We start from the raw sequence: 18,924 nt of genomic DNA on the forward strand, positions 1-18,924 counted from the left end.
GGTTCTTCGCGGGGAATGGGGGAAGACGGGATTGACGATCTGAGCAGGAAGTGGTGGCGGGGGTCTGAAGTTGGTAGATTGATAGTCGCCAAACAAGTCAATCTTTCAAACCACCGCCATGCTCAATGCTATGTCGTCTCTCCCGTTTTGGGAAGGCCATATTCTCGACTCCGTCCAAGAACAGAAAGACGGTTCCCTGCTGATCGTTCTCGAACCCTGTCCGACAAGTGATGCTTTGTGTGGGTCGTGCCGCCAGCCTTGCGCCTTGGTGCATGAGCGCCGAAGACGCAAGGTGCGCGACCGCGATATTCTGGACAAACGCGTCTGGCTTGATGTGCCAGTGCGGCGACTGGACTGCCATCACTGTAATGCACGGGTTGCCGAGCACATTGTCTGGCTTGACCGGCGTTCACGCATTACGCATCGTGTGCGCCTGTGGGTCGAGGCGCTGGCGCAACTGCTTCCGATAGCACATGTGGCCCGGCTGACCGGCCTACACTGGCATACCGTCAAAGAGATCGATCATCGGCGCTTGAAGCACTTGCATGCTGACTTCTCAGCAGAGGGTGTACGGCGCCTGGTGATGGACGAATTCGCCCTGCACAAGGGACACCGCTATGCCACTGTCGCGCTCGATGCTGAACGGATGCGCGTATTGTGGGTTGGAGAAGGCAATAGCCGGGAAGCGATCCGGCCATTTTTCGAGATGCTGGGACCGGAAGGCTGCCAGCGGATTGAAGCCGTGGCGATGGACATGAACACGGCTATGGATCTCGAAGTGCGCCAGCAATGCCCCAATGCCGAGGTGGTCTACGACCTATTTCATGTCGTGGCCCGTTTTGGCCGCGAAGTCGTTGACCGGGTACGGGTCGATCAAGCCAATGCACTACGTGCAGAGCCAAAAGCCCGTCAGGTCATCAAGCGCAGCCGATGGCTTTTGCTGCGTAATCGCGACAATCTCAAAACCGACCAGGCGATCAAACTTGACGAACTGCTCGCCGCCAACCAGCCCTTGGCAACGGTCTACCTGCTCAAGACCGAACTGAAAGAGATCTGGTATGCGCCATCGGCCTGGGAAGGTGCTCGTCGATGGAAAACCTGGCTCAAGCTCGCCCTGGAAAGCCAGATCGCACCGCTGATCCAGTTCGCTAAACGCTTGGCCAAATACCGGCGCGGTATCTTGGCTTCGGCCATCTATCCGATGAACTCATCCATCCTGGAAGGCGTCAACAATCGCATCAAAGTGATCAAACGCATGGCTTACGGATTCCGGGACGCATCCTACTTCTTCTTGAAAATCAAGAATGCGTTCCCCGGCAAAGTGCGATGAACCTTATGTTTCCCCCCATGATGTTGATGTTTTCAACCACAACCGTATTTCTTGGGATCGCCAAGCCAGGCAACAATGTGCGTGGTCCCAGCCCGTCGGTGCAGCCGAAGTTGCCGCCGCCCGAAACGGGCACTGGCATGTACGCCTGACGCCGAATCGCCTCCCAGTCGGATGGCTCGACCACGTACAAGGATTGCGGATATTGTGCTTGGCTGCCGGAGGGGGCCAGCAGGCCCCTATTCTAGCCGCGGCGGGCGCCACGGTCACGGTGTTCGATGCCTCCGCAGTGCAGTTGCAACAGGATCGAATGGTGGCGCACCGAGATGGGTTGACACTGGACACTATACAAGGCGACATGCGTGATCTGTCGATATTCGCCGATGCATCATTCGATCTGGTTTTTCATCCCATCTCCAATTTGTACGTATCTGACGTTGGTCTCGTATGGCGTGAGTGCTTCCGGGTACTCCGCAGCGGCGGGACGCTGCTGAGCAGCTTTTATAATCCCGTGGTTTTCGTCGGCGACCGCGATGCACGCTATACCGAGCAGGGGCTGATACATCCACGCTTTCGCCTTCCATATTCCGATCTTGAACAGCTGGATGTCGAGGCGCTGAAAGACAAACAGCAGCGCGGTGATCCACTGGTATTTGGCCATAGCCTGACCCAGCAAATCGGAGGACAGTTGGAAGCCGGATTTATGCTGAAGGGATTCTACGAAGATTGGCAGCCGCATCCCCGATTCGTTATCGAACACTTCCTGCCAACCTTCCTGGCCACTCAAGCACTCAAACTCTAACAGTTGCGGCGATTCGGCCTTAGCGTTGGTGAATGTAGGGCTGATTCCGGTCGACACTTGCTCAACACTGCCCATACAGGTCGTCATTTGCAACTGGCGAGAACACGCTCACGTGGAAGCCGGGCTGTCGCGGCCGTCAGCAACCTAGTTCGCAGATTGTGTAGGCGTGAGCAGGCTATCGTTTTCGCTTGTTTCGCTGAAACCGGGTATGAATGCGATTCCGGCCGTTCCAAAAGCGCGCCGTTACACGCGCTGTTCTTTTCAGCACGCCTAATGGGTGTTTCGTCACGATCCTTAACTCGTACAGTCGATCGTTCTATAGAATTTACCTTACTGGTCTCAGGAGTTCGGGGGATCGAATCGGATAAGCACCTGAGGAGAATCGCTTGAAAGTTCTTATTGCCGCGCTTTGTATCGTCTCGACGGACGCCAATGCCTACCCGGCTCATTGGGATGCGCCAGAAAAGCCGTTTGCCTTGTACGGAAATACCTACTATGTCGGTACCGCGGGCATCAGTGCTGTGCTGATTACCTCACAACAAGGCCATATCCTGATCGATGGGACAGGCCCGAAAGGCGCCGGGATCGTTGCGGACAATATCCGTTCACTCGGCTATAAGCTGAGTGATGTCAAATATATTCTCAATTCGCACGCGCATTCCGATCACGCGGGCGGTATCGCCGCGTTACAAAGGCTGACGAATGCGCCGGTGGTGGCCGGTCAGGCAAATCTAGCAACGCTAGCCAGTGGCAAAGCCAGCAGGGACGATCCTCAATACGGAGATCTGCCAGACTTCGAACCGGTTACCAGGTTGCGCGCCATCAGCGACCGCGAGGTCGTGGCAGTGGGGACGCTTACCGTGACGGCGCACGCAACTCCCGGCCATACGCCTGGCGGGACAAGCTGGACCTGGAAATCCTGCGTTGATGGCAAATGCAAGAACATGGTATTCGGTGACAGCGTCAGCCCTAACGCGGCCACGAGCTATCGTTACACTGACCATCCTGACACCGTCGCCAGTCTTCGACGAGGCTTCGCCGCTTTCGAGGCGATGCCTTGCGATATCCTGGTAACCGCACACCCTGAGGCAAACGATTTGTTCGGACGCCTGCAACACCAGGCTCACAACGGAAGTTCGGCATTCATCGATCCCAATGCGTGCCGCGATCTGGTTGCCAACTATCGTAAACGCCTGGAGAAGCGCCTGGCAACAGAGAAGCGGTAGCAATATGCGTATGCTCCATGCCGCTGCGGAACCCGTACAGATTCAGCGCGCCCAGTACGCTGAAAGCGACGTCGTGCTGTATCCCATGGGGCATCTATTTCTAGGATTCGAGAATGTTATCTGGACTTAACCATCTAACCCTGGGCGTGCTGAACTTGGAGCGTAGCCTGCGATTCTACAGTGTCCTGCTCGAGTGTCGAGTCCGCGCGACTTGGCGTTCAGGCGCCTACCTTTCGATGGGAGACCTGTGGTTGTGCCTGTCGCTGGATCCGAAGCGGAGCACAGAACCGGCACCGGACTATACCCATTACGCCTTCAGCGTAGCGCAGGACGAGTTCGACGAATTGGTAAGACGCTTGCGGGAACATCGTGCCGTCGAATGGAAGGATAATTGCAGCGAGGGAGACTCGTTTTACTTTCTTGACCCCGACGGTCATAAGCTTGAAGTGCACGTTGGCGACCTCGACACTCGACTTGCTCAATGCCGGATAGCCCCATATGATTCTATGCGCTTTTTTGACTAGGTTGAGCGAGCGTTTTGGGTCGGATCCGGTCTCCGTGCCATTTCAATGACTACTCCAGCGGCGCAAATCAGATTCGTTGCTCCAAGCACGGGACGCGTGGCGCACTAAAGTGCGCTCTTGCCAGAGTCTCCTTGGGGTCGGTTCTGGTCCTTCGTGACAGTACGCGATTTTTCGATTGTGTTGCATCGACCGGTTGAATCTGCAGTCGATAACAGAAGTAAGCCGCTACTGTCCTTGCATTAAGTTGGCGGTATATTCGCACGGGAACGGATGCGATGGCCAAGCACTGTTTCTCAAGAATGGATGGAAATGAGCGTTTGGAAGATTGTCCATGAGGCGGTCCTGCGCCGGGTTCGCGAGCGCGAGCAGACCATTTGCGATTGGGCGTGCGTTAACGCTGCTAGCGACCTATAAAAGAGAATACTTGCAAGAGGCGTACATTAGCTTGACGCCACGTTCAGTCTTTGGCATCTCGCTTATGCAGTAGTTTGCCAAGCTCGAGCAAACTACTGCGAACACCATGAGCTCACTGTGAATTCACTGCGAAGTTTTCTGAGACACTGCGAAGTATTCTGAGAACCTACAGCTGGACCGTTAAACCACCGACCCCAGCTTAAAGATCGGCAAATACATCGCCACCACCAGCCCGCCGATCAGCACGCCGAGAATCACCATGATGGCCGGTTCCATCAGCGAGGACAGCGATGCCACCGCCTCGTCGACTTCTTCCTCGAAGAAGTCGGCGACCTTGCCGAGCATGCTGTCGAGCGCGCCGGATTCCTCGCCGATCGCCACCATCTGCGTGACCATGTTCGGGAACACTTCCACGTTCTGCATCGCCACCGTCAGGCTCACGCCGGTGGAGACTTCGCTCTGGATCCTGCGCGTGGCGTCCAGGTAGACGGCGTTGCCGGAGGCGCCGCCCACCGAATCGAGCGCCTCGACCAGCGGCACGCCGGCGGCGAACATGGTGGAGAGGGTGCGCGTCCACCGGGCGATCGTGGCCTTCCTGATCACGGCGCCGAACACGGGCACCTTCAGCAGCAGCCGGTCCATCGCCTGCTGCATGGCCAGCGAGCGCCGCCAGGCCTGGAAGAAGAAGTACACGGCGGCGAACAGGCCGCCGAAGATCACGTACCACCAGTTCACGAAGAATTCCGAGATCGCCATCACCACCAGTGTGGGCGTCGGCAGGTCCGCGCCGAAGCTGGTGAACACTTCCTTGAAGGCCGGCACCACCCAGATCATGATCACGGCCGTGACGATGAACGCCACCGCCAGGATCGCGATCGGGTAGGTCAGCGCCGACTTGATCTTGGCCTTCATCGCCAGCGTCTTTTCCTTGTAGATCGCCAGCCGCGTCAGCAGGTCTTCCAGGATGCCGGCCTGTTCGCCGGCGCCCACCAGGTTGCAGAACAGCGGGTCGAAGTACAGCGGGAACTTGCGGAACGCGCCATTCAGGCTGGTGCCGGTCTCGATGTCCGCACGCAGGTCCATCACCAGTTTCGACACGGACGGGTTGGCGTGCCCCTTGCCCACGATGTCGAACGATTGCAGCAGCGGCACGCCGGCCTTCATCATCGTCGCCAGCTGGCGCGTGAACAGCGTGATGTCCTTGTCCGTCACCTTCTTGCCGGAGCGGTACACCTTCTTCTTGACCTTGGTGACCATGATGCCCTGCCGGCGCAGCGTTACGTTGACGACCGCCTCGCCGCCCGCGCGCAGTTCGCCGCGCACGGTCTTGCCCGTCTTGTCCTTGCCTTCCCAGGCAAAGATGGATTCCTTGATGCCGCCCGCGTGTGCCATGTCTGATTTCCTATTCGTTCGTGCAGCCCAGCACTTCTTCCAGGCTCGTAAGTCCCGCCTTCACCTTCACCAGGCCGGACTGGCGCAGCGATTTCACGCCCTCGGCCTGGGCCTGGGCGGCGATCTGCATCGAGTTGCCGTGCGCCAGGATCAGCGCCTCGATCGCCGGCGTGATCGGCATGATCTGGTAGATGCCCACGCGGCCCTTGTAGCCGGAGCCGTTGCACCGTTCGCAGCCCACCGGGCCGTACGGCTTCCAGCTGCCGTCCACTTCCTCGGCACGGAAGCCTGCGCTGACGAGCTTGTCCGGCGCGATGTCGAGCGGCTGCTTGCAGCTGCACAGCCGGCGCGCCAGCCGCTGCGCCGTGATCAGGATCACGGAGGAAGCGATGTTGAACGGCGCCACGCCCATGTTCATCAGGCGGGTCAGCGTGGAAGGCGCATCGTTCGTGTGCAGCGTGGAGAACACCATGTGCCCCGTCTGCGCCGCCTTGATCGCGATATCGGCCGTTTCCAGGTCGCGGATTTCGCCGACCATGATGATGTCCGGATCCTGGCGCAGGAACGATTTCAGCGCCACCGGGAACGTCAGCCCGGCCTTGTCGTTCACGTTCACCTGGTTCACGCCGGGCAGGTTGATCTCGGCCGGATCTTCCGCCGTCGAGATATTGATGCCGGGCTTGTTCAGGATGTTCAGGCAGGTGTACAGCGACACCGTCTTGCCCGATCCGGTGGGGCCGGTAACGAGCACCATGCCGTAGGGGCGGGCAATCGCGTCGAGCAGCAGCGCGCGCTGTTCCGGTTCGTAGCCCAGCGCATCGATGCCCATCTGCGCCTGTGTCGCATCGAGGATACGCATCACGGTTTTTTCGCCGAACAGCGTGGGCAGCGTGGAGATACGCAGGTCCAGCGTCTTCGTCGGCGACACGATCAGCCGCATGCGGCCATCCTGGGGCACGCGCTTTTCCGAGATGTCGAGCCGGGCCAGCACCTTGATGCGCGATACCAGCTTGTCCTTGATGGCGATCGGGGGCTGCGCGTGCTCGACCAGCACGCCGTCGACGCGGAAGCGGATCCGGTAGAACTTCTCGAACGGCTCGAAGTGCAGGTCGGAAGCGCCCATGTTCACGGCATCCATCAGCATCTTGTTCAGGAAGCGCACGATCGGCGCATCCTCGATGTCCGTCGCCGGCGCTTCCGGCGCCGCCGCTTCCTGGTCTTCGGCGAACTGGATCTCGGCTTCCGCGCCGGCCAGTTCGTCCATCAGTTTCGCGCTGTTCTTGCCGAGTTCCTGCAGCAGCCGGAGCAGCGCATCGTGCGGCACGATCACCGGCTCCACCGACGATTCGGTCTGGAACTTGATCTGGTCCAGCGCCTGCGTGTTGGTGGGATCGGAGATCGCCACCGACATCTTGTTGCCCCGCTTGGCCAGTGCCACCACGCGGCCGCTCTGCATCAGCTTTTCATCGATGATCTTCTGCGGCAGGGCGGCCACGCTGATCGCCTGCAGGTCCAGCATCGGGTAGGCAAAGGTCTCGGCGCAGAAGGCGGCCAGGTCGCGCGCGCCGATCATGCCGCTGCCGAGCAGCACGTCGATGAACGGCTGCTTTTCCGTGCCCGCGCGTTTGTGCAGCGCGTCCGCCTGCGCGGCCGTCAGGCGGCCGGCCTGCACCAGGACCCTTGCCAGTCCCGGCATGGGGGCGTTGGCCGTCGTGGGTTGGACTGCTGCCATAGATGAAAGTGTGCTGGAAAGTGCCGCTGAAGTGTGGGCAATCAAGCGATGATGCCGTCAGGCATCACATTTGTAAAGCATCCTCATCCCTTAGGACTGTCGTAATTTGACGACTTTACGTCCCCGTTCTGGTCCTTGTTTCAACGACCCTGATGCGCTTGTCAACAGCATGCCCGGCCGTGCACGGTGTCGCCAGTGTAGTCCCGGCCGCCTGCCGGTGGCGCGCCGACGCCATTGTTCAGCACACTGAGCTATGATCGGGTGTTATTGGGGAGGCATCATATGCGCAAGCTGGCCGCCGGCATGTCGCTGGCATTGGCAACACTGGGAACGGCGTCGGCGCATCCGGCGCTGCTGGAGCGCGCGGCGGCGCAGCAGCCGGCCGCGCTGGCGCTGCTGGAAAAGCTCGTCAACATCGATTCCGGCACCTTCAATGCGGCCGGGCTGGATGCGGTCGGTGCCATCGTGGCGGCCGAGCTGGCGCAGCAGGGGTTCCGTATCGAGAAGCTGCCCGCGGCGCCGGCGGCAGGCAGCAACCTGGTGGCCACGCGCACCGGCACCGGCAAGGGCCGCGTGCTGCTGGTCGCGCACATGGACACCGTATTCGCCGACGGCACCGCCGCGAAGCGTCCGTTCCGCATCGACGGCAGGCGTGCCTACGGCCCCGGCATCATGGACGACAAGGGCGGCATCGTCATCGCCGTCAATGCCGCCCGCCTGCTGGCCGCGGAGGACTTCGGCAGGCTGACCCTCCTGCTGAACACCAACGAGGAAACCGGCTCCGCGGGCACGCGCACGCTGATCGAGCGGCTGGCACGCGAGCATGACGTGGCATTCAACCTGGAGCCGGGCCGCGCGGCCGATGGCCTGGTGGTGGCGCGCAAGGGCAGCGGCGAGATCGAGCTGGACGTCACGGGCAAGGCCTCGCACGCCGGCGTGGCGCCGAAGCAGGGCGTCAACGCGGCGCTCGAAGCGGCGCACCAGGTCGTGCAGCTGTCGCGCCTGGGCGACGATGCAAAAGATACCACCGTGAGCTGGACCGTCGTCCAGGGCGGCGATCGCACCAACGTGATTCCCGACCACGCCAGGGCGCTGGCGGATGTGCGCGCCAGGACGCCCGAGGAATTCGACCGCGTCGAGCGCGACCTGCGCCGCCTCTCCGCCATGCAGCTGGTGCCGGAAGCAAAGGTGTCGGCTGTCCTGAAGCGCGACTTTCCGCCGATGCCGGCCAGCCCCGTCACCGATGGGCTGGCGCGGCGGGCGACCGCCATCTACGCCGAGATCGGCCGCAAGCTGACATTGGAAAGCAGCGGCGGCGCGGCCGATGCCAGCCTGCTGTTCGCCGCAGGCCTGCCCACCATCGACGGCCTGGGCATCGTCGGCGGCGGCATCCATACGGCCGACGAATACGCCGAAGTGGACAGCATCGCCCCGCGCATCTACCTGCTGGCGAGGCTGATCCAGGAATACGGCCGCGCGCCCGGCTTGCCAAAACCATAACCCCACGACAAGGAGACAACAGATGAAGAAAACCTCCGCCGGCATCCTGCTGGCCACCGCGACGACCCTTGCCCAGGCCGCGGCGCCCGCCACCACCGTGAAGGTCGATGGCGGCCGCATCGAAGGGCGCATCGAGGATGGCGTGCGCGCCTTCAAGGGCATCCCGTTCGCCGCGCCGCCGGTCGGCGAATTGCGCTGGCAGGCGCCTCAGCCGGTACAGCCGTGGCAGGGCGTACGCCAGGCAACGGAATTCGGCAACCGCTGCATGCAGTTGCCGCTGTATTCCGACATGGTGTTCCGCTCGCCCGCCCAGTCGGAGGATTGCCTGTATCTCAACGTGTGGACGCCGGCGCAGGCCGGCGCGGGCAAGAAAAAACTGCCGGTACTGGTGTACATCCACGGCGGCGGCCTGGCCACGGGCGACGGCTCCGAGCCCCGCTACGAAGGCGCGGCGATGGCGAAGCAGGGCATCGTGGCACTGACGCTCAACTACCGCCTCGGCGCGTTCGGTTTCCTGGCCCACCCGGAGCTGAGCGCCGAAAGCCGGCACAAGGCGTCCGGCAACTACGGCCTGATGGACCAGGCGGCCGCGCTGGCATGGGTGAAAAAGAACATCGCGGCGTTCGGCGGCGATCCGGCGCAGGTCACGATCGCCGGCGAATCGGCCGGTTCGTACTCGGTCAGCGCCCAGATGATCATGCCGATGTCGAAAGGGCTGTTCGCGCGTGCCATCGGCGAAAGCGGCTCGGTGCTGGGCGGGCGCGGTGCGCCGCCGCTGGCCGAGGCCGAAAAGTTGGGCGCCGCGTTCGCGCAGGCGGCCGGATTCGCCACGCTGAAGGAACTGCGCGCGGCGCCGGCCGAGGCGCTGCTGCAGGCGCAGGGCAAGCCCGGCGTGCCGTGGTTCGGCATCGTCACCGACGGCCACGTGATCGACCGCTCGCCGCTGGACAGCTACGCGCAGGGCCGACAGGCGAAAGTGCCGCTGCTGGCCGGCTGGAATTCGCAGGAAATGCATGCCGGCGCGATCCTCGACAACCAGGAACCGACGCCCGAGCGCTTCCAGGCCGCGCTGCAGAAGTTCTACGGCGCCGATGCCGACGAGGCTGCGCGCGTGTACGGCTATGACGTGGCCGACGCGGCGCGCGACCTGTCCAGCGACCGCTGGATCGTCTACGGCACCTGGAAGTGGATCGACCTGCATGCGAAGGCCGCGCCGACCTGGCGCTATTACTACTCGCGCCCGCGCCCGGCCACCGTCGACGGCAAGCCGGCCGCCACCGGCGCGACCCACTCGGCCGAGATCGAGTACGCGATGGGCAACCTGGACGGCAACAAGGTCTATGCGTGGACGGACGAGGACCGTGCCGTGTCGCGCACGATGCAGGGCTACTTCGCCAATTTCGTCAAGCACGGCGATCCGAACGGCGCCGGCCTGCCGGCCTGGCCGAAGATCACGCAACCGGGCGCCAACGTGATGCGGCTCGACGTGCAGCCGGGTGCCTACGACCCGAAAGACCGCCCGCGCTTCGAATTCCACGACCGGCGGGCCGCCAAGCCCTGACGCCCCGCCATGGAAAGTTGCTTCATGCGGTTTGGCTGATAAGGCTCATCAGCAATCTGTTATAGGCGGGTCGGACGCGAATGTTAGTCTTACAAACTGATACCACCGCGAGGCCAACATGTCCGAACCGATCCGCTTCTACTTCCGCGGCGCCGTGCACTCAGTGCAGGGTGCCGATACCACGCAAACGGTGCTGCAGCACCTGCGCGAAGACCTGCATTGCACCGGCACCAAGGAAGGCTGTGCCGAAGGCGATTGCGGTGCTTGCACCGTCGTGGTCGGCTCCCTTGTCGATGGCAAGGTCGAGCTGAAAGCCGTCAATTCCTGCATCCAGCTGACGCCCACGCTGGACGGCAAGGCCCTGTTTACCGTCGAGGACCTGCAGCAGCCGAACGGCGACCTGCACCCGGTGCAGCAGGCCCTGGTCGAATGCCACGGTTCGCAATGCGGCTTCTGTACGCCGGGCTTCGCGATGTCGCTGTGGGGCATGTACCTGAAAGTGGAGGGCCGCGCCCCCGAGCGCAAAGAGATCGACGATTGCCTGTCCGGCAACCTGTGCCGCTGCACCGGCTACCGCCCCATCATCGACGCCGCGCGCCGCATGACCGAATTGCCACTGGTCGATTTCGACAGCACGGCGCTGGCCGCGCAACTGCAGGCGCTGAAACGCGACAGGCTGGCCACGTACAGCGCCAACGGCCAGACGTTCCACGCCCCGCGCACGCTGGAAGAGCTGGCGCAGCTGCGCGCCGGATACCCGGCCGCCACGCTGCTGGCCGGCTCCACCGACGTGGGCCTGTGGATCACCAAGCAGATGCGCGTGCTGACCGACATCATCTATCTGGGCCACGTCGAAGCGCTGAAGAGCGTGACCCTGGACGGCCAGATGCTGGAGATCGGCGCCGGCGTGGCGCTGGACGACGCCTACGGCGCACTGTGCGAGCACTACCCGGCCGAGCTGTCCGAACTGCGCCAGCGCTTCGCCTCGCTGCCGATCCGCAATGCGGGCACGCTGGGCGGCAACGTCGCCAACGGCTCGCCGATCGGCGACTCGATGCCGTGGATGATCGCCCTGGGCAGCGAAGTGGTGCTGCACAGTGCCGACGGGGACCGCACGCTGCCGATGGACGCGTTCTACCTCGACTATATGAAGAAGGACATGCGGCCGGGCGAGTTCGTGCGCGCCGTGCGCGTGCCGCTGCCGCGCGCCAATGTTGCGTTCCGCACCTATAAACTGGCCAAGCGCTTCGACCAGGATATCTCGGCCGTGTGCGCCGCCTTCGCCGTCGAACTCGATGGCGGCAAGGTCGCGAACGCCCGCATCTGCTACGGCGGCATGGCCGGCACGCCGAAGCGCGCCGCGCTGGCCGAAGCCGTGCTGAATGGCCGCGCCTGGGATGAAGAGGCGCTGGCCGAGGCGATGGACGCGCTGGCGCGGGACTACGCTCCGCTGTCCGACATGCGGGCCTCCGCCACCTACCGGATGCGCACCGCGCAGAACCTGCTGCGCCGCTTCTGGCTTGAAACCCGTATCGATGCGCCGCTGGCGAATGCCGACGTGAACGCCTTTGCCGCCGCCTGAGGAGACACCCATGAACCATCCCGCCATCCCCGAACTGAAGGCCGCCATTCCGGAGCTGGAATCCGCCACCTCGGCCGCGAACTGGTCCGGAGTGGGCCTGTCGCGCAAGCATGAATCGGCCGAGCTGCACGTGCTGGGCCAGGCCACCTACACGGACGACATCCCCGAGCTGCAAGGCACGCTGCACGCCGCGCTGGGCCTGTCGTCGAAGGCGCACGCCAACATCGTCGCCATGGACCTGGAGCCGGTGAAGAATTCGCCGGGCGTCGTGGCCGTGCTGACCGCCGCGGACATCCCCGGCGTGAACGACTGCGGTCCCATCATCCACGACGATCCGATCCTGTCGCCCGGCCTGGTGCAGTACGTGGGCCAGCCGATCTTCATCGTTGTCGCCGACACGCACACCAATGCGCGCCGCGCCGCCCGCAAGGCCGCGATCACGTACGACGAGCTGCCGGCCATCTTCACGCCGCAGCAGGCGAAAGCCGCGGGCTCGTACGTGCTGCCGCCGATGAAGCTGGAAAAGGGCGATCCGAAAGCCGCGTTCGAGCGCGCCCCGCGCAAGGTGAAGGGCGAGCTGTTCGTCGGCGGCCAGGAGCAGTTCTACCTGGAAGGCCAGATCTCGTACGCGATCCCGAAGGAAAACCGTGGCATGTTCGTGCAGTGCTCCACCCAGCACCCGAGCGAGATGCTGCACGTGGTGGCGCATGCGCTGGGCCTGCATTCGCACAACGTGACGGTCGAGTGCCGGCGCATGGGCGGCGGCTTCGGCGGCAAGGAATCGCAGTCCGCGCTGTGGGCGGCGGCCGCCTCCATCGCCGCGTACAAGCTGAAGGTGCCGGTGAAACTGCGCGCCGACCGCGACGACGACATGATCGTTACCGGCAAGCGCCACTGCTTCTGGTACGAATACGAAGTGGGCTACGACGATGCCGGCCGCATCATCGCCGCCAAGGTGGACATGACTTCCCGCGCCGGCTATTCGGCCGACCTGTCCGGCCCAGTGGCCACCCGCGCGATCTGCCACTTCGACAACTGCTACTACCTGTCCGACGCCGACATCCGCGCTGGTGCCGGCAAGACCAACACGCAGTCGAACACCGCGTTCCGCGGCTTCGGCGGCCCGCAGGGCGCGATCGCGATCGAATACATCATCGACGAGATCGCCCGCGAGCTGGGCAAGGATGCGCTGGACGTGCGCCGCCTGAATTTCTACGGCATCGAGGACCGCAACGTCACGCCGTACGGCCAGGTCGTCGAAGGCAACGTGCTGCCGGAACTGACCGCGCGGCTGGAGGCGACCAGCGAGTACCGCGCCCGCCGCGAAGCGGTCGAGAAATTCAACGCCGCCAGCCCCGTGCTGAAGAAGGGCCTTGCCTTCACGCCGCTGAAGTTCGGCATCGCGTTCAACGTCACGCACCTGAACCAGGCCGGCGCGCTGGTGCACGTGTATGTCGACGGCTCGGTGCTCGTCAACCATGGCGGCACCGAGATGGGGCAGGGCGTCAACACCAAGGTGATGCAGGTGGTCGCCCACGAACTGGGACTGGACCTGTGCCACGTGCGCATCACCGCGACCGATACCAGCAAGGTCGCCAACACGTCGGCCACCGCGGCATCGACGGGCGCGGACCTGAACGGCAAGGCCGCGCAGGATGCGGCGCGGCAGATCAAGGAACGCCTGGCGAAGTTCGCGGTGGAGCAGCATGGCGGCGACCTCGCGTCGGTGCGCTTCGCGGACGACCACGTGCACGTCAACGGCCAGGCCATCCGCTTCCCCGTGCTGGTGGCGCAGGCCTACCTGAAGCGCGTGCAGCTGTGGTCCGACGGCTTCTATGCCACGCCGCACCTGTCGTGGGACCCGAAGACGATGAGCGGCCACCCGTTCTCGTACTACGCCTACGGCGCGGCGGTCTCCGAAGTCATCGTCGACACGCTGACCGGCGAATGGCGCCTGCTGCGCGCCGACGCGCTGTACGACGCCGGCAAGTCGCTCAACCCGGCCATCGACATCGGCCAGGTCGAGGGCGCGTTCATCCAGGGCATGGGCTGGCTGACCACCGAGCAGCTGTGGTGGAACGCGTCCGGCAAGCTGATGACGCATGCGCCATCCACGTACAAGATCCCAAGCATCTCCGACTGCCCGCAGGACTTCCGCGTGACCCTGTTCGAGCAGCCGAACGTGGCCGACAGCATCCACCGCTCGAAAGCCGTCGGCGAACCGCCGCTGCTGCTGCCGTTCTCGGTGTTCTTCGCTATCCGCGACGCCATCTCCGCGGTGGGCAACCACCAGGTGAACCCGCCGCTGAACGCCCCCGCCACCAGCGAGGAAATCCTGCGTGCAATCGACGCCGTCACCGCGAAGCTCGCCAGCTGAACACCAAAAAATAGGGACGGACCCTGTTTTTCAGGAAACATCAAACAGGGCTCCGGTTCCCGGAGGGTAGTTGAATCATGAACGAATGGCTGACGACAACCGCCCAGCCGGCGGTGCTGGTGACGGTGGCGCGGGTCGAGGGATCGGCGCCGCGCGAGCCGGGCGCGAAGTTTCTGGTGACGACAAGCACGCTGCACGACACGATCGGCGGCGGCCACCTGGAGCTGCGCGCGGTGGAAATCGCCCGCGAGATGCTGGCGAAGGGCGCCACCGGGGTGCGCCATGAGCGCTTCGGCCTCGGCCCGAGCCTGGGCCAGTGCTGCGGCGGCGTCGTCTGGCTGCTGTTCGAACCGGTGACGGAGTCCGTCGCCGAAGCGCTCACCCTGCTGCGTGGCAATCGGCATGACGACTTCTGGCGCGTCGCGTCGATCGCCGGCCGGCCACGCAACGCGGTGTTCGATGCGCAAGGCACGCTGGTCGCCGGAGACGCCGACCTGCTGGCTCATCTGCCGCACAGCTTCCCGCGCACCTCCAGCGCGATCGTGCTGCCGGAGGGCTGGCTGGTCGACCCGGTCGCCGCGCCGGCGTCGCACCTGGTGCTGTTCGGCGCCGGCCATGTCGGCGCCGCCATCGTGCGGGCGCTGGCCGAACTGCCGTGCACGATCACCTGGGTGGACGAGCGCGACGACATGTTCCCCGCGCAGGTGCCGGCCAACGTGATCGTCGAAGCCACCGATACGCCGGAAGCCGTGGTAGCATCGGCCCCGCCCGGCGCCAGCTATCTGGTGCTGACCCACAGCCATGCGCTGGACGAGCGCCTGTCCGCCGCCATCCTGGCACGCGACGACGTGGGCTGGTTCGGCCTGATCGGCTCGAAAACAAAGCGCGTGCTGTTCGAACGCCGGCTGGCCGCGCGCGGATTGCCGGCCGACCGCATCGGCGCGATGGTCTGCCCGATCGGCCTGCCCGGCATTACCGACAAGGCACCCGCCGCCATTGCCGTCTCCGTGGCGGCGCAATTACTGATGACCTGGGAAGCGCAGGCACACGGCGCCGCCGCGATGCCGCGCCAGCCCGCCCTGCAAGAGAACTGACATGCAAACCAACCCGAACGTGCAGGCCTACCGCGCCGGCCTGCTGACCTTCCATGCCGACCCGGCCTTCAGCGAGCGGGCCCATTCCTGGTACGAGGATGGCCTGCTGATCGTTTCCAACGGCAAGATCCAGGCCGCCGGAGACTGGGCCACGCTGCACGCCACGCTGCCGCCGGATACCCCGGTGACGGACTACCGCGGCAAGATCATCACGGCCGGCTTCATCGACGCCCACATCCACTACCCGCAGACCGACATGATCGCCTCCCCGGCACCGGGCCTGCTGCCATGGCTGGAGCAGTACACATTCCCGACCGAGCGCGCGTTCGCGGACCCGGCCCATGCGGCGAACGTCGCCGAGTTCTTCCTCGACGAGCTGCTGCGCGTGGGCACCACCACGGCGCTGGTGTACTGCACCGTGCACCCGCAATCGGTGGATGCGTTCTTCACCGCCAGCGAAGCGCGCGGCCTGCGCATGATCGGCGGCAAGGTGATGATGGACCGCCATTGCCCGGACTTCCTGTGCGACACGGCCGAGCGGGGCGCCCTCGAATCGGAAGAGCTGATCGGGCGCTGGCACAACCATGGCCGCTCGCAGTACGCGATCACGCCGCGCTTCGCGCCAACGTCGACCGAGGCGCAGATGGAACTGGCCGGCGCACTGGCCCGCAAGTACCCGGACACCTACCTGCAAACCCACGTCTCCGAGAACGAGGAAGAATGCCGCTGGGTCAAGCAGCTGTATCCACAGGCGCGCAGCTACCTCGACGTGTACGACCGCTACGGCATGCTGCGCCCGCGCGCCGTGTTCGGCCACTGCATCTGGCTCGACGACGGCGACCGCGCCCGGCTGGCCGAGACGCAGTCGGCGGCGGCAGTCTGTCCCACGTCGAACCTGTTCCTGGGCAGCGGTCTGTTCGATTTCGAGGAAGCCGACAAGGCCGGCATGCTGATGGCGCTGGCCACCGACGTGGGTGGCGGCACCTCGTTCTCGATGTTGCAAACGATGAATGAAGCCTATAAAGTAGCGCGCTTGAAAGGCAGCTACCTGCCCGCGCTGCGCATGTTTTACCTGTCCACGCTGGGCGCCGCGCGCAGCCTGCACCTGGACGGCACGATCGGCAGCCTGGCCGCCGGCAATGAGGCCGATTTCATCGTGCTCGATCCGCAGGCCACGCCGCTGCTGGCGCGCCGCACGGCCCGCACGGAAAGCCTCGAAGAGATGCTGTTCGCGCTGGCCCTGCTGGGCGACGACCGCGTGATCGCGGCCACGTATTCGGCCGGCAAGCGGGTGCACGTGCGGGAGAGCTGACTTTCTCACCTTTTACGAGAGAGTGCCATGCAACCACGAATCGCCCCCCGTCTCATCGCCGCCGCCCTTGCTGCGGCTTTCACCTGCGGTGCCCAGGCGAAAACCGGCAACGAAGACATCGTCAAGCGCCATTTCGCCACGCTGGTCGCCAGCCCGGCGAAAACCGCGGAACTGACGATGTTCATGACGATGATGCCGAAGGGCGGCGACCTGCACCACCATTACTCCGGCGCCATCTATGCCGAGCAGTACCTGGAATGGGTGGACCGGCAGGGCTACTGCGTCAACAAGACCAACTTCCGCATCACCAGCGACAAGGCGGCCGTCGAGGCGGAACGCGCCAAGCCCAACGGCCTGCGCAACTGCGTGTCCGGCGCCGACCTGGTGGCCGACAACGACACCTACCGCAAGCTGCTGCAGAAATGGTCGACGCTGGACTTCCACAACCATTCGACCGACCAGGCGCCGCCCGACCAGACCTTCTTCGACACGTTCGGCTACTTCGGCCCGGTGGCGTCGACCAACACCAACGAAGGCCTGCGCACGCTGAAGACCCGCGCCATCGCCGAGAACCTGTCGTACATCGAAACCATCTTCGAGCTGGCGCCGATGACGCCCGATGCGGCCTTCGACAACATGGTGGGCGCGCCCGGTTTCCAGCCGGCGCAACTGGATGCTGCGCTGGCGAAGTTCACCGCGCAGCTGGAAGCGAATCCCGCCTTCGCCCGCGGCATCGCCGACTATGTCGCCAACGTCGAGAAGAGCGCCGCCGGCATCGACGACGAGCGCTTCACGATGCGCTATCAGCCGTACGTACTGCGCTTCCTGTCGCCGTCGGCCGTGTATTCGCAGATGCTGGCCAGCTTCAAGCTGGCGCAGGCGAACCCGCTGATCGTCGGCGTCAACATCGTCGGCCAGGAAAGCCTGCACGTGTCGATGCGCGACTACAGCCTGCACATGCAAATGTTCCGCTTCCTGAAGGCGAAGTACCCGGAAGTGAAAACGGCGCTGCATGCCGGCGAACTGCGCCTCGGCATCGTGCCGCCGGAAGGACTGGCGTTCCACATCGCCGAAGCGGTGAACATTGCCGGCGCCAACCGCATCGGCCATGGCCTGGACATCGCGCACGAGCAGGATGCGCTGGCAGTGATGAAGACGATGCGCGAGCGCCGCATTCCCGTCGAGGTCAACCTGACCAGCAACGAGTTCATCCTGGGCGTCAAGGATGGCGAGCATCCGGTCGAACTGTACCGCCGCTATGGCGTGCCGTTCGTGCTGTCCACGGATGACGCCGGCGTCACGCGCCATAGCCTGTCGAACGAGTACGTGCTGTTCGCCACGCGTTACAAGACCGACTACGCCGAAATCAAGAAACTGTCGTACGACAGCATCCGCTATGCCTTCCTGGCAGAGGCGGACCGCAAGCGGCTGATCAGGCAGCTGGATGAACGGTTTGCGAAGTTCGAGGCGGAGATTGCCAGCGCACAGCCCGGCAAGCCATAAGGCCCCGAACCACAGGGTGCGGCGCGCCCGGCATGACCTTGGCATGACCTTGGCATGACCTTGGCATGACCGCGGCATGACCTCGGCATGTGGTAGCGCGAGCATTTCCATTGCGCTAACTACCTCTTAAAAGACCGATCCCGGCTGCAACGGCCGGGATCTTGCAGGATTTAAATTCTTTCCTGCTAATTTTGTGGTCAATGCGCTACAGTTTTGTAGCAACTCCGCAGCATTTTTATTATTTCTAAATGAAATAATTTCACGCAATCTCGCCGCATCTATAATCCCGCCGTCAGCTGACCCCAGCAAACACCGTCATTCATGGCGTCTTCATGTCGATTTATTTGAGCCGCATATAAATGCGCTTGTTAAATCGAATTTGTCATGATTTTTGCAGTCATGCATAGTTGACTGGAAGCTATGTCATGTTAGCCGGTTCCCGGTCACGCAGGTGTCATGAAACCGTCATAAAGCTGTCACGACCGTGACATTGTATACAGCTAAAGTTTCGGGTCGGCTAAGCAGTTGGCAACATCAAGTAAAGCGTGGCAGGGAGAGCGGGTTCACCCGATCCGTCT

13 protein-coding genes are annotated in these 18,924 nt (G+C 63.6%); 11 read left to right on the forward strand and 2 right to left on the reverse strand.

The features are described 5' to 3' along the window. Positions 1-118: 118 nt before the first annotated feature. The 4 genes from ACY34H_RS22890 (at position 119) to ACY34H_RS22905 (ending at position 3,879) form a co-directional block, all read left to right on the forward strand. A complete protein-coding gene (locus ACY34H_RS22890) occupies positions 119-1,330 on the forward strand; it encodes an ISL3 family transposase (protein WP_464975433.1) in 1,212 nt (403 codons plus the stop codon). Continuing rightward, positions 1,305-2,129 (forward strand): class I SAM-dependent methyltransferase, encoded by an 825-nt coding sequence (locus ACY34H_RS22895; RefSeq protein WP_464979772.1) that lies wholly within the window; start codon positions 1,305-1,307, stop codon positions 2,127-2,129. The genes ACY34H_RS22890 and ACY34H_RS22895 overlap by 26 nt, the downstream gene beginning before the upstream one ends. A gap of 386 nt (positions 2,130-2,515) precedes the next feature. Then, positions 2,516-3,355, forward strand: coding sequence for a subclass B3 metallo-beta-lactamase (bla, locus tag ACY34H_RS22900; RefSeq protein WP_464979773.1), 840 nt, complete (start codon positions 2,516-2,518; stop codon positions 3,353-3,355). A 113-nt stretch (positions 3,356-3,468) separates the two neighbouring features. After that, a complete protein-coding gene (locus ACY34H_RS22905) occupies positions 3,469-3,879 on the forward strand; it encodes a VOC family protein (RefSeq protein WP_464979774.1) in 411 nt (136 codons plus the stop codon). Between the two features lie 594 nt (positions 3,880-4,473). Here ACY34H_RS22905 and ACY34H_RS22910 read toward each other — a convergent pair. Both ACY34H_RS22910 and pilB read right to left on the reverse strand, forming a co-directional pair. Next, the gene (locus ACY34H_RS22910) at positions 4,474-5,685 is read right to left on the reverse strand and encodes a type II secretion system F family protein (RefSeq protein ID WP_464979775.1); all 1,212 of its coding nucleotides are present in this window, start codon (positions 5,683-5,685) and stop codon (positions 4,474-4,476) included. 10 nt (positions 5,686-5,695) lie between these two features. Next, on the reverse strand, positions 5,696-7,417 hold the full coding sequence (pilB, locus tag ACY34H_RS22915) for a type IV-A pilus assembly ATPase PilB (RefSeq protein ID WP_464979776.1): 1,722 nt from the start codon (positions 7,415-7,417) through the stop codon (positions 5,696-5,698). Between the two features lie 282 nt (positions 7,418-7,699). Here pilB and ACY34H_RS22920 point away from each other — a divergent pair, with 282 nt between their 5' ends. The 7 genes from ACY34H_RS22920 (at position 7,700) to ACY34H_RS22950 (ending at position 18,346) form a co-directional block, all read left to right on the forward strand. Next, positions 7,700-8,917 carry a glutamate carboxypeptidase gene (locus ACY34H_RS22920; RefSeq protein ID WP_464979777.1) on the forward strand — a complete coding sequence of 406 codons (1,218 nt, stop codon included), beginning with the start codon at positions 7,700-7,702 and terminating at the stop codon, positions 8,915-8,917. 22 nt (positions 8,918-8,939) lie between these two features. Continuing rightward, positions 8,940-10,478 (forward strand): carboxylesterase/lipase family protein, encoded by a 1,539-nt coding sequence (locus tag ACY34H_RS22925; protein ID WP_464979778.1) that lies wholly within the window; start codon positions 8,940-8,942, stop codon positions 10,476-10,478. Between the two features lie 118 nt (positions 10,479-10,596). After that, positions 10,597-12,060 (forward strand): xanthine dehydrogenase small subunit, encoded by a 1,464-nt coding sequence (gene xdhA / locus ACY34H_RS22930; protein ID WP_464979779.1) that lies wholly within the window; start codon positions 10,597-10,599, stop codon positions 12,058-12,060. A 10-nt stretch (positions 12,061-12,070) separates the two neighbouring features. Next, entirely contained in the window at positions 12,071-14,437 is a 2,367-nt protein-coding gene (gene xdhB / locus ACY34H_RS22935) for a xanthine dehydrogenase molybdopterin binding subunit (protein WP_464979780.1), read from the forward strand. Between the two features lie 77 nt (positions 14,438-14,514). Beyond that, entirely contained in the window at positions 14,515-15,531 is a 1,017-nt protein-coding gene (gene xdhC, locus ACY34H_RS22940; RefSeq protein WP_464979781.1) for a xanthine dehydrogenase accessory protein XdhC, read from the forward strand. A gap of 1 nt (position 15,532) precedes the next feature. Then, entirely contained in the window at positions 15,533-16,843 is a 1,311-nt protein-coding gene (gene guaD / locus ACY34H_RS22945) for a guanine deaminase (protein WP_464979782.1), read from the forward strand. Between the two features lie 27 nt (positions 16,844-16,870). Beyond that, positions 16,871-18,346 carry an adenosine deaminase family protein gene (locus ACY34H_RS22950; RefSeq protein ID WP_464979783.1) on the forward strand — a complete coding sequence of 492 codons (1,476 nt, stop codon included), beginning with the start codon at positions 16,871-16,873 and terminating at the stop codon, positions 18,344-18,346. Positions 18,347-18,924: the final 578 nt, after the last annotated feature.

The sequence above is a fragment of the Pseudoduganella sp. jia 9 genome, assembly GCF_055502615.1.

Coding starts and splice junctions, on each gene's coding strand:
- ACY34H_RS22910 (WP_464979775.1), bottom strand. CDS start 5,685: ATGGCACACGCGGGCGGCATCAAGGAATCCATCTTTGCCTGGGAAGGC.
- xdhB (WP_464979780.1), top strand. CDS start 12,071: ATGAACCATCCCGCCATCCCCGAACTGAAGGCCGCCATTCCGGAGCTG.
- ACY34H_RS22905 (WP_464979774.1), top strand. CDS start 3,469: ATGTTATCTGGACTTAACCATCTAACCCTGGGCGTGCTGAACTTGGAG.
- ACY34H_RS22895 (WP_464979772.1), top strand. CDS start 1,305: ATGCGTTCCCCGGCAAAGTGCGATGAACCTTATGTTTCCCCCCATGAT.
- pilB (WP_464979776.1), bottom strand. CDS start 7,417: ATGGCAGCAGTCCAACCCACGACGGCCAACGCCCCCATGCCGGGACTG.
- xdhC (WP_464979781.1), top strand. CDS start 14,515: ATGAACGAATGGCTGACGACAACCGCCCAGCCGGCGGTGCTGGTGACG.
- ACY34H_RS22925 (WP_464979778.1), top strand. CDS start 8,940: ATGAAGAAAACCTCCGCCGGCATCCTGCTGGCCACCGCGACGACCCTT.
- guaD (WP_464979782.1), top strand. CDS start 15,533: ATGCAAACCAACCCGAACGTGCAGGCCTACCGCGCCGGCCTGCTGACC.
- xdhA (WP_464979779.1), top strand. CDS start 10,597: ATGTCCGAACCGATCCGCTTCTACTTCCGCGGCGCCGTGCACTCAGTG.
- ACY34H_RS22890 (WP_464975433.1), top strand. CDS start 119: ATGCTCAATGCTATGTCGTCTCTCCCGTTTTGGGAAGGCCATATTCTC.
- ACY34H_RS22920 (WP_464979777.1), top strand. CDS start 7,700: ATGCGCAAGCTGGCCGCCGGCATGTCGCTGGCATTGGCAACACTGGGA.
- ACY34H_RS22950 (WP_464979783.1), top strand. CDS start 16,871: ATGCAACCACGAATCGCCCCCCGTCTCATCGCCGCCGCCCTTGCTGCG.